Below are 10994 nucleotides of genomic sequence, written 5' to 3'. Positions count from 1 at the left end.
CTACTCCCCCGCCACCACCGGCGCCGGCGCGTGCGTCTTCCGCAGGGGCTTCTCCGGCAGGAGGAAGGTGACGAGCCACCCGGCCAGCACGAGGAACACCACGATGGCGTACACGCGCGTCACGGCGGCCGCGAACGACACGCGGATGCCCCGCAGCACCGCCGTCGTGACCGCCTCGGCCTGCGTCGTCAACTCGGCGCGGAGGCCGGCCAGGAAGCCGGCGCGGGCCGCCGGGTCGGTCGCGGCGCGGGAGGCCGCGAGGGCGCCCTGGGCGGCGGCGGTGGGCACGCCGCCCGCGGCCAGCGCGTTCGCGACGCCGGCGTCGTCGCCGGCCTCGACGGCGGCGGCCACGGCCGCGTAGACGCGATCGAAGCGCGCCGCGATCCCGGCGGCCACCTCGTCGAGCCCACCGCCCCCCGGCCCCTCGGCGCTCACGGCGCCGGCGCCCACGCCCGCCAGGTCCGCCGCGCCCGCCGGCATGTTGGTCGCGAAGGCGGAGGCCAACCCGGTGGCCAGCACGGTACCGAGCACCGCGGTGCCGAGCGCGCCCCCGATCTGCCGGAAGAACTGCACGGCGCTCGTCGCCTGGCCGATCTTGCGGAAGTCGACCGAGTTCTGCACCGCCAGGGTGTAGAGGGGCATCGACGGGCCGAGACCCACACCGGCGATCACCATGTAGAGGGACACGCGCCAGTAGGGCACGTCGGGGCCCATGCGCGACAGGAGGTACGCGCCCAGCAGCAACACCACCCCGCCCGCGAGGAGGATGCGGCGGTAGTGCCCCACGCGCGACACGAGGATGCCGGCGAAGGTGGAGCTGGCCGTCACGCCGAGCGACAGCGGCACGAGGCTGAGGCCGGCGCGGGTGGCGGACACGCCCAGGACGTTCACCATGAAGAGCGGCAGGAACGCCACCATGCTGAGGAACGCCGCGCCAAGGAAGAACACGGCGACGTTGGACGTGCGGAAGATGCGGTCGCGGAACAGCGTCAGGTCGAGGATCGGGTTGCGCGTGTAGAGCGAGCGGAGCACGAAGAGCGCCAGCACGCCGACGCCCACGCCGAGGAGGGTGAGCGTGGTGGGCGAACCCCACGGGTGCTCGCTCTTGTCGAGCTGCAGCCCGAGCACGAGCGGACCGAGGCCGGCGAAGAGGAGCGCCACCGACAGGAGGTCGAGGCGGCCCCGCTCGCCGCGCGGCACGAGGTGCGGCATGCGCCTGATGATGAACCAGAGCGCGAGCACCCCGAAGGGGAGGTTGACGTAGAACACCCAGCGCCACCCGGCCACGCCGGGGATGATGGCGCCGCCGTGGTCGGTGAGCAGGCCGCCGAGTAGCGGGCCCAACACGCTCGAGATGCCGAAGACGCTGCCGACCAGCCCCTGGTACTTGCCGCGCTCGGCGGGCGGGAAGAGGTCGGCGATGATGATGAACGCCAACCCGAGCAGCCCGGCCGCGCCAACGCCCTGCAGCGCGCGGAACAAGATCAGTTGCGTCATCCCGTCGCCCAGGAGCGGCAGCGTCCCGAACTCGCCCGCCAGGCCGCACATGAACGAGCCGGCGAGGAACAGGCCTATGGCCCACAGCTCGATCTTGCGGCGGTCGTACATGTCGGCCAACTTGCCGTAGATGGGCACGAGGATGGTCGACATCACGAGGTAGGCCGTGAACACCCAGGCGTAGCGCTCGAGCCCGCCGAGGTCCTCGACGATCCGCGGCAGGGCCGTGGCCACGATCGTCTGGTCGATGGCGGCCAGGAACATGGCCAGCAGGATGCCGAAGAGGATGTAGTTCCGGTCGCGGGTGGAGACGGGGGCGCTACTCACGCTGCGGATGTTAGCCCCGCGGCGGGCCGCCTGGGCGTCGGCCACGCGTCTCCCTCAACACTCGTCCGCCCGGGCGGCGGCTAGAGAGACCACCAGCGGCGTGCCGTACACGGGGTGGTCGATGACCCGGAAGGGGGCGCCGTACACGTCCTCCAGCGTCTCGGCCGTGAGCACCTCGGCTGGGGCACCGGCGGCGTGCACCAGCCCGGCCTTGAGGAGGACCACCGCGTCCGCGTAGGTGGCCGCGAGGTTGAGGTCGTGCAGCACGATCAGCACGGCGCCGCCCACGTCGGCGGCGCGTCGGGCGGTGGTCATGACGAGGTGCTGGTGGCGCGGGTCGAGGCTGGCCGTCGGCTCGTCGAGGAAGAGCAGGGGGCTCTCCTGCGCCAACACGCGCGCCAGCGTGACGCGCGCCTTCTCGCCACCCGACAGGGTCGGGAAGAGGCGGTGACGCAGGTCGGTGGTCTCCGTCTTGCGCATGCTGGCGGCGACGACCTCGTCGTCGTTCCCGCCAGCGCTCCGGCCGGGGGCGTTCGGGTGGCGGCCCAGCCGCACGACCTCCTCAGCGGTGAACGCGAACGTCAGGAGCGTCTCCTGCGGCATCACGGCGCGGCGGCGCGCCAGCCGGGCGGCGGGCCACTCCCGCAGGTCCGTGCCGTCGAGCAGAACGCGACCGCGGCGCGGCGTCAGGTCGCCGCTCAACACCGCCATGAGCGTCGACTTCCCCGCCCCGTTCGGCCCCGCCAGCACGGTGACGGCACCGGGGCGCAGGCTCAGGCTCACGCCGGCGAGGGCGTCGCGCCCGCCGCGATCGACGCTCACCTCCTCCGCGACCAGGCCGGGCGCGCCACCAGCTGCCCGCGAGGTGGGCTCGGGAGTCACCAGGCGCCCGCGCGGCGGCTGCGGCCAACCAGGTAGAAGAAGAGCGGTCCGCCCACCAGCGTGACGAGCACGCCGAGGGGGAGTTCGAGCGGGCTGATGGCGTTGCGCGCCACGGCGTCCGCCCAGGTGAGGAGGGCAGCGCCGCCCAGGGCACTGGCCGTCACCAGCGTGCGGTGGCCGGGGCCGAGCAGGGTGCGGAGCAGGTGCGGCACCACCAGGCCCACGAAGGCGACGCTGCCGCAGTACGCCACCACCACGCCGGTCAGGAGCGCCACCAACGCCATCACCTGCAAGCCGGTGGCGTTGGTGTTTACGCCCAGGTGACGCGCCTCCGCGTCGCCCAGCAGCAGCAGGTCGAGGCGCGGGGCCAGCCGCACGAGGAGCAGCAGCACCGCCGCCACCCCGGGCGCGGCGACGCACACGTCCTGCCAGCGGGCGCCGCTCAGGGTGCCGAGGGTCCAGAAGGTGGCGTCGGGCAGGCCGGGGCGGCGCGCCACGGCGATCACGATGGTCACCACGGCCGCGAGCAGAATCTGCAACGCCACCCCCGCCAGTATCAGCGTCACGGTGTCCGAGCGGCCGCCGCCGGCGCGCGCGACGCGGTGGAGCCACAGCCCCACCGCGAGGGCGCCCACCACCCCTGCCAGCGGGTGGAGCCAGCGCGCCACCAGCCCGGCGCCGGCCACGAGCGTGACCACGCCCAGCGTGGCGCCGCCCGTGATGCCAAGCAGCGCCGGGTCCGCGAGCGGGTTCCGCAGCACCGCCTGCAGCGCCACGCCCGAGAGCGCCAGGCCCGCGCCGGCTAGGAGGGCGAAGAGCGCGCGCGGCAACCTGATGCTCCACAGCACGGCGTCCTGCTGGCTCGTGAAGGCGGTGGCGGGCTCGAGCCCGAGGTGGTGCAGCACGATGGCGACCACCTGCTGCGGCTCGATGGCCACGGCTCCCCACCCCAGCGAGACGAGCAGGCCTGCGAGGGTGAGGAGCGTCAGCCCGGCCAGTACCACCGGCCGCGCCGCCCGCGCGGCCGGCGCGCTAGCCGGCGTCACTCGCCGTCACTGCATCTGGCTGAGCCGGCCCACGAAGTCGAGGAGCATCTCGCCGAACCGCGGCCCCATGCCGAGCAGGTAGAGGTCTTCGTAGGAGACGACGTTGCCGGCCTGGCCGGCGGGGGTCTGCTTGACGCCGGGGATGTCGAGCACGCCCGCCACGCCGCCCACGGCGGCGAGGCCGCGGTCGGTGACGAGGAGCACGTCGGGGGCGGCGGCCACCAGCGCCTCGGTGGTGAACGGCTGGTTGCCGACGAAGCCCGCCTCGGCGCCCGCGTCGACGGCGCCCGCCGCCTCGATGAGCACGTGGGTGGCCGTCCCGGCACCGCCCGCGAACTGCATCTGGCGGCTGCCCAGGTAGAGGAAGAGCACGCGGGGCGCCTTGGCGAAGCCTGCGGCCATGGCCTCGGCCTGGGCGAACTGGTCGTTCAGGCCGGCCACGAGCTCCTCGCCGCGCGCTTCCTGGCCCGTGATGGCGGCGAGGCGGCGGATGTTGTTGGCGGGCGTGTCGATGGTGGGGGCCTCGTCGAGGCGCACGACCGTGACGCCCAGCGCCTCCAGCTGGCCGAGGAGCGCCTCCGGCAGTCGGTCGGTGATCTTGCTGGCTATCACGTGGGTGGGCTCGAACGCCATGACGGCCTCGGGGCCGAGGGCGCCCGGGTAGCCGAGGTTGGGCAGCTCCGTGGCGGCGGCGGGGTAGTTGGAGGTGGCGTCCACCGCCACGACCTGGTCGCCGGCGCCGAGCGCGAAGAGTATCTCCGTGGCGTCACCGCTGAGCGTGACGATGCGGTTGGCGGCGAGCGCCAGCGAGCCGACCAGGGTGGCGGCGAGGAACAGTGCGGTCAGAGCAGCTCTTCGGATGTCGATCAACTCCTTCGTGTGACAGCGGTGCCGCCCACCGGGCGGCACCGCGCCTGACCGCATTGTTCGGTCCGAAGGCCGCATTTGTGTCACGGAACTGTCAGGGGCGATCCACCCTCCGGTAGCTGAACGACTCACCCGTCTGGGCGTCCGTCATGACCATGGCGCCGCTCGCGTCGAAGGTGACGTAGTCGGCGCCGCCGGCGTCGGGGGTCGTGTTCGGCTGGCACTCGCCCCGGTAGCAGATCTGCTGGGAGCGCGTGGTCTCGCGGTACTGGAGCAGGCCGCCCGCACCGAACGCGTACGTGCCACCGAACGAGCTGAGCGGTTGCCCGTCGACGAGGACCTCCATCTGCCAGTTGCCTGCGCCGTCGAAGGTGAGGCGGACGGTGTAGGGCGTGCCGTCGTCGAAGGCGCTGTCGGCCTGCCACGTGCCCGTCAGGTCGATGGCGCCCCCGCCGCCCGGGGCGGCGGCCGGTGCACCGAAGCCGGTCGGGGCGCCTGGCTGACCGGGAGCGACCGCCCCGCCGAACGGACCGGGGGCGGGCGGTTGCCCGGGCGCCACGGGCGTCGCGGCGCCGCCGAACGGCGCTCCCGGGTTGGCGCCGGGCTGGACCGGGGCGGGGGCGCCACCGAACGGCGCGCCGCCGGGCTGGACCGGGGCGGCCGCCCCGCCGAAGGGCGGCTGCGGCTGGGCGCCGAAGGGCGCTCCCGCGTTGGCGCCAGGCTGGGCCCCTGAGGGCGCGCCCGCAGGCGCCGCCGCGGTCGGGCCGGTGCCTGGCACGCGGTAGGCGGTGTACTGCTCGTAGCTGGTCTGGATGGCTTGGCCGGCGCCATCGACCTCGTAGAGCCAGATGAGGAGCGTGGTGTCGTCGGCCTGGAGCTGGGCGGCGAAGCCGAGCGTCTGGCCGTCGAGTACGAACGTGCCCTGCACCCCGCGCGGGTCGGAGGCGATGTTCAGCGGCATCGGGGCGTCCTGGCCCTGCAGCACGCCCGCGAGTTGGCCGTTGGGCTGCTGCTCGAACGTGACCACGAACCCGATCGCCGTCTCCTGCCACGAGCCGACCAGGGGGTGCTGCGCCGCCCCGCTCGCCATCAGGGCGAGGGTGACGAGCGAGAAGAGCGCTCTGCCTAGGGTCTTCGACATCGTTGCCTCCTGCGTCGAAGCCTAGGGGGGAGCCCCTTAAGCCGCGATTAAGCCGGCGTGCCCGGCGCCCGCGAGGGGCACCGGGCACGTTCGCGGTTGCGTCAGGGCAACGCCAGCTCGCTCCGCGCCTGCTGTACCTGTTGGGAGGTGAGGCCGCGGGCGCGCTGCGCGGCCACGTCCTCGGCCGTGAACGGTGCCGCGCCGGCGGGCGGCTCGTTGCCCCAGGCGCTCCCGACGTAGTTGAGGACGGCCGCGATCTGCTCGTCGGAGAGCTGTTGCTGCGGCGGCATGAGGCTGTTGAAGGTCTGGCCGTCGACGGTGATGGCGCCCTGGAGCCCGAACAGCACCACACCGGCGGCGTACTCGTGCCCACCATCGGCCGCCAACAGGTCCGGGAAGTGCCCGGCGAGGGGCGGGAACGCTCCTGGCAGGCCCATGCCCGTGGCCATGTGACAGGCGGCACATACCTGGTCGAACACCTGCCGCCCCTCGTCCCCCGCGCCGGCGACCACGGCCGGCTTGGCGTTGAGGATGGCCTCCACCGCCGGGTCGGGCGGGGCCGTGACGCCGAAGAAGAACGCCGCGACCCACGCCATGGCGGCCAGGGAACCGCCGAGGAGCCACGCCACGACCTGGGCGTACTGGTAGGCGGCGAACGTGGTCAGGACTCCCAGTCCGATGAAGACCGCGTGCTCGAGGATGTGCAGCGCCGGGCGCGCCTCCACGTACGGGTAGGTGGAGGGCCACATTATGAACATGGCCGCCATGGGCGCCACCAGCGCCGGCACCAGCCAGGCGCCCTGGCGCTCGCGCCGCCCGCGGCTCCGTTCGAGCAGCCGCGCCAGCCCTACGCCCCACAGGCCACCGCCTATCAGGAAGAACATGTGCTGCAGGTGGTGGTCCTTGATGCTGTGATCGGGGCGCTCGAGCCCGAGGTGCAGCCACGCGACCACGATGGCGAACCAACCCACGAGGGCCAGCACGACCACGCCGACGGGGAACCTTGCTCTCGCGGCGGTCACTTGACCACCCCCTGCGGCTGCGCCGCGCCTTCCGGTGCCCACGGCCAGTCACCCACGGCGCGCGGCTGCTTCAGGCCGCGCCAGATGCGCACGCCCTCCACCAGCCCGACGAGGAGCCCGAGGATGAGGACGATGGCGCCGACCGAACCCACGCCCGCCCAGAACGCGCCCGGGTCGGGCTCGACGTCGTAGCGCCGCGGCACGCCGGCCGCTCCCGCCACGTAGAACGAGGCGAGGAGTAGCGCGATGCCCACGAGGACGCTGCCCGCCACCACCCAGCGGGTCGCGGCGGACGAGGTGCGTGGGCTCCGACCCTCCACCATGGCGAAGGCCCAACCGATGGCGAAGAGGAACGAGCCGCCCAGCAGGTAGGTGTGGAAGTGCGCGGGCACCCACAGGGTGTTGTGGAGGACGGTGTTGAAGTGGATGGTGGCGTCGAGCAACGCCCCGATGCCGCCCACGATCCAGCCGGCCAACCCGGCGAACATGAAGGTGGAGCCGAGCGCCCACCGCATGCCGGAACCCCAGACGAGCAGCACGCCGCCGAAGACCGTCACGACCGCCACGGGGAGCGCGGAGAGGTACGAGGCGGCGGTGCCCACGTACTGGATCCACACGGGTTGCGCGAAGTCCATGTAGAGGTGGTGCGGGAACGCGAGGAGGAGGAACAGGAGGGTGCCCCACCAGCCGATGGTCAGCACCGTGGTGTTGGGCCACGGCCGCCGCGTGTAGAGGGGCAGGCCCACGTACACCTGGGCTATCAGCATGTAGATGATGAAGTTGGCTAGGTCGTGGCCGAAGAAGTAGGTGAGGTTCTTGGCCCAGAGCGGGTCGAGTCGCACGGACGGGTCGAGCCAGTGCACGATCAAGGCCACGCCAAGCAGGCTGGCGGCCGTGGCGGCGATGAGGCCGTCGAAGGCGATGACGAAGGCGGGGAGCATCTGGGGCGGCGCGGGCTTCCTGCCGGCGGCCGCGAACGCCTTGGGCCTGAAGACCATGTCGATCCCGAGGATGCCGCGGAAGCCGCCGTAGCCGCGCAGCACGGCCTCGAGGAGCTGGATGCACCACACGGCCCAACCCACGACCACGAGCGTCAGGCCGATGAGGAAGGCGCCCGTCGACCACTGCGGCCAGGTGGGGTTGACGAACGGCAGGGGGTAGAGGAACGTCCAGGCGGCGGCGAACTTGCCGATCCCGGCGGCAACGGCCACGAGCACGATCCCGGTCAACGCCGTGCCGAACGCCCAGAGCCCCACGGCGAGGCTCATGTCGACCTCGCGCCGCACCAGGTACCAGAGCCCACCCATGCCGCAGAGGACCATGGCGGCTATCATGCCGGCGCCGTGCAGGGTGAGGAGGGCGTAGAAGTCGACCGAGGCGAGCTTCAACCAACCGGCCTGACCCAGGCGCATGGCGAGCCCCGCCAGCATGAGGAGCACCACCAGCGCCAGGCCGGTGCCGAGGTAGAGGGTCATGACGAGCCTGCCCTCGCGGTGTTGCTTGGTCGTCGTCACGTCACCTCACCTCGAAAGCGCCGCTCATGAAGGCGTGGCTGATGCCGCAGTACTCCAGGCAGCGGACGGTGTACTTGCCCCTGTCGGTGAAGGTCACGTGGAGGTCGTTGGCCACGCCCGGCATGGCCTGCACCTGGGCGACGAGCCGCTCCTGCGGGTCGTAGATGGCGAAGCCGTGGTTGACGTCGGCCGCCGTGACGTTGAACACCACGGGCGTGCCGAGCGGCACGACCTCCGGTAGGTTCTCGAACACGTACTGGCGCGCCACCACGGGGAACGCCACCGCGTCGACCGCGGTGGCGGCCTTGGTGTAGGGCACCGACGGGAAGGCCACCACGAAGGCCACCACCAGCGCGACGAGCAGGGACCAGAACCAGGCGCGCCGCACGGCGTAGCCGCGCGGTTTCACGACGGCGTAGTCCTGGGGGGCGCCGCGCGACGAGAGGGCCACGATCACGAACATCGCGATGACCGCGGCCGCCAGCAGGGTGAAGGTGACGAGAACGCTGCCGTGCATGCCCTTATCGACCCCTTCCGCTGCGCGCCTCGTGCCGCCTCCGTTCCACCGGTCGGTGCGGCGCGCAGGTGACGCCTTACGCTCGACTTGCGAAGGGGCGGGCGGTGACGACGTGAAGGGTGTGGGCCCTGCCCGACGGGGTTGTTCGCGGCCAGGCGGTGGGCCGCGCGCTGCAGGTGATTGGCAGGACTATAGCCCACGGCGTGGGCACGAGCAACGAGCGGCCTGGGCGGGGACCCCGCGGGGCGGCGCTAGGCGAACACGTCCCGGAACGGCCCGAGGAAGCGCCTCTCCGCCGACCAGTCGGTGATCGCGAAGGCCACGTGTTGGAAGGCGCCGAGGTACGGACCCTCGAGTGCCCTGCGGAAGTCCTGGGCGGTCCGCAGCGGGTCGTTGCCGAAGGCGCCGCAGCCCCAGGCGCCCAGCACCAGCGTGTCGTACCAGGTGGCGCGGGCCACGGCCAGCACGCGCTCGATGCGCGCGGCGAGAAGCTCGGCGGAGCGTTCGGCGCCCACCTTGGGGGCGTACGGCGCGGCGCAGGTGATGAAGTCGAGCAGCCACGGGGCGGGCAGGGGCGTGCCGTCGTCGAGCCTGAAGACGGGCACGCGGGGCGACAGGATGGCCCAATCCGTGGAATCGGGCAGTGCGCGGGGGCGGTGCGCCTTGTACATCGGGTCGCCGTCGAGCGTGGCGAACAGCGCGCTGGAGCGGCAGAGGCCCTCCTCCTGAGCGCGCGCGCCGGTGAGGAACCCGCCGCCGGGCGCCACGCCGTTGGCGAAGTTGAGGGCGAGCGGCCTTAGGCCCGCGCGCGTCAGGCGCGACGCGGCCGCGAGGGTGGTCTCGTTGCTCACCTGCACGGTGGTCACGGGGAACGTCACCCCCGGTCGCTGCGGCAGCCCGTAGGCCGGCGGGATGGTGCGTTTGGAGGCCACGGCGGCGGTCACCGCCTCGCGCCAGTCGACCTCCGCGCCGTCCGGTCCGGTGTAGCTTCCGCGCTGGATGGCGGCCACGGCCGACCCGCCGAGCTTCGCGGCCAGCGCGCGGTCGATGTCTAGTTCGCGGCGGCGCGCGGCGGCAAGCTCGGCGCTATCGACCACGGGCAGGAACTGGAGCGTGGAAGGCATGCGTCTCCTCGGGCCCGGACGGGGCGCGGTGGGCGTTGCCGTCCAGCCTAACAGCGGGCCTACCCCTCCGCGACGGCCCCAGCCACGAGCTCGTCCACCCGCCGGCGCAGCTCACCCGCGCCGGGATCCGGCAGGCCGAAGTCGGCCCACGGCGCGTGGTAAGCGGGGTCGGGAGCCGCCATGGCGAAGACGGCCTCGAGGTCCCAGGCCCGGGAGTAGCCGAAACCGCGGTCCGCGACGCGGGCGCGGCGCAGGTAGGCCGCCAGGAAGGCGTCGGCCGCCGCCACGCCGTGCGTGAGCACCAGGTTCAGGCGGCAGTGGGAGAGGTCGGCCTCCGGCGGGCCAACGCAGGCGTTCACCCAATCGATCACGCCGCTCAGGCGCAGCTTCGGCCCGGCGCCGGCGAACAGGAGGTTGAGGGGGTGGTAGTCGCGGTGGAGGAAGGTGCACCGGCGCGGCTCGGACGTGCCGGGCGCGTCGTGCAGGCCACGCGCACGGAGCACCGCCTCAGCCCACGCGGCGGGGCGAGCCGTCCAGGCGGGCACGCGCAGGGAGCCCTCCTCCACCCAACTCCGGTAACGCCAGGGGAAGCCGGGCGCGCGGTGGGCGTGGATGCGGGCCAGGGTGGCGGCGAGCAACTCCGCCCACCGCTCGGGCCGGCCGGGCGCGAGCACCACGCGGCCGGGCAAGTAGGTGGTGAGGAGCGCCGGCGCCCCGAACACCTCCCCCGTGGGCTCCGCGGCCACCACCTCCGGAACCGGCAGGCCGGTGCGAGCGGCCTCCGCGAGGGCCGCCAGCTCGTGCGCCACCAGGTCGGGCTCCGCCGCGAGCCAGGCGCGGTCATCGAGCAGACGGAGGACGAAGCGGCTGGCGCCCGCGGCGTCACGCAGGGCCAACACCGTGCTCGACGCGCCACCCGCCAACCGCTCCGCCGCCGGGCAGGGCGCGCCGGAGCCGATCCGGCGGGAGAGCCAGGCGAGTTGAGCAGGGGTCAGGGTCCGGGCGGGCGGGCGAGGCACCGTGGGGTAAGCGTACGGCGAAGCCCACCGGCCGGACC

The 10994-nt window shown here is 73.3% G+C and carries 9 protein-coding genes; all 9 read right to left on the bottom strand.

What is annotated here, in order from left to right; genetic code table 11:
- The 9 genes from H3C53_12505 to H3C53_12465 all read right to left on the bottom strand — a co-directional run bounded on the left by H3C53_12505 (position 1) and on the right by H3C53_12465 (position 10956).
- Positions 1 to 1761 carry an MFS transporter gene (locus H3C53_12505; protein MBW7917486.1) on the bottom strand — a complete coding sequence of 587 codons (1761 nt, stop codon included), beginning with the start codon at positions 1759 to 1761 and terminating at the stop codon, positions 1 to 3.
- A 117-nt stretch (positions 1762 to 1878) separates the two neighbouring features.
- Positions 1879 to 2832 (bottom strand): heme ABC transporter ATP-binding protein, encoded by a 954-nt coding sequence (locus H3C53_12500; GenBank protein MBW7917485.1) that lies wholly within the window; start codon positions 2830 to 2832, stop codon positions 1879 to 1881.
- 926 nt (positions 2833 to 3758) lie between these two features.
- Positions 3759 to 4622, bottom strand: a complete 864-nt coding sequence (locus tag H3C53_12495; GenBank protein MBW7917484.1) for an ABC transporter substrate-binding protein — start codon at positions 4620 to 4622, stop codon at positions 3759 to 3761.
- A gap of 91 nt (positions 4623 to 4713) precedes the next feature.
- On the bottom strand, positions 4714 to 5760 hold the full coding sequence (locus H3C53_12490; protein MBW7917483.1) for a hypothetical protein: 1047 nt from the start codon (positions 5758 to 5760) through the stop codon (positions 4714 to 4716).
- A 101-nt stretch (positions 5761 to 5861) separates the two neighbouring features.
- Entirely contained in the window at positions 5862 to 6356 is a 495-nt protein-coding gene (locus H3C53_12485; GenBank protein MBW7917482.1) for a cytochrome c, read from the bottom strand.
- A 422-nt stretch (positions 6357 to 6778) separates the two neighbouring features.
- Positions 6779 to 8296, bottom strand: a complete 1518-nt coding sequence (locus H3C53_12480) for a cbb3-type cytochrome c oxidase subunit I (GenBank protein ID MBW7917481.1) — start codon at positions 8294 to 8296, stop codon at positions 6779 to 6781.
- A 1-nt stretch (position 8297) separates the two neighbouring features.
- Complete coding sequence (locus tag H3C53_12475) at positions 8298 to 8813, bottom strand: hypothetical protein (GenBank protein ID MBW7917480.1); 516 nt, start codon at positions 8811 to 8813, stop codon at positions 8298 to 8300.
- Between the two features lie 251 nt (positions 8814 to 9064).
- Positions 9065 to 9937 (bottom strand): TIGR02452 family protein, encoded by an 873-nt coding sequence (locus H3C53_12470; GenBank protein ID MBW7917479.1) that lies wholly within the window; start codon positions 9935 to 9937, stop codon positions 9065 to 9067.
- Positions 9938 to 9996: 59 nt separating this feature from the next.
- A complete protein-coding gene (locus H3C53_12465) occupies positions 9997 to 10956 on the bottom strand; it encodes an aminoglycoside phosphotransferase family protein (protein MBW7917478.1) in 960 nt (319 codons plus the stop codon).
- Positions 10957 to 10994: the final 38 nt, after the last annotated feature.

The sequence above is a fragment of the Trueperaceae bacterium genome (assembly GCA_019454765.1).
In the GTDB taxonomy this organism is placed as follows: domain Bacteria; phylum Deinococcota; class Deinococci; order Deinococcales; family Trueperaceae; genus JAAYYF01.
This window is presented reverse-complemented; position numbering and strand designations above follow the sequence as displayed.

Bases quoted from the DNA above. Each gene is read 5' to 3' on its own strand.
- H3C53_12505 (MBW7917486.1), bottom strand. From the start codon at position 1,761: ATGTTCCTGGCCGCCATCGACCAGACGATCGTGGCCACGGCCCTGCCG.
- H3C53_12490 (MBW7917483.1), bottom strand. From the start codon at position 5,760: ATGTCGAAGACCCTAGGCAGAGCGCTCTTCTCGCTCGTCACCCTCGCC.
- H3C53_12485 (MBW7917482.1), bottom strand. From the start codon at position 6,356: ATGGCGTGGGTCGCGGCGTTCTTCTTCGGCGTCACGGCCCCGCCCGAC.
- H3C53_12475 (MBW7917480.1), bottom strand. From the start codon at position 8,813: ATGCACGGCAGCGTTCTCGTCACCTTCACCCTGCTGGCGGCCGCGGTC.
- H3C53_12470 (MBW7917479.1), bottom strand. From the start codon at position 9,937: ATGCCTTCCACGCTCCAGTTCCTGCCCGTGGTCGATAGCGCCGAGCTT.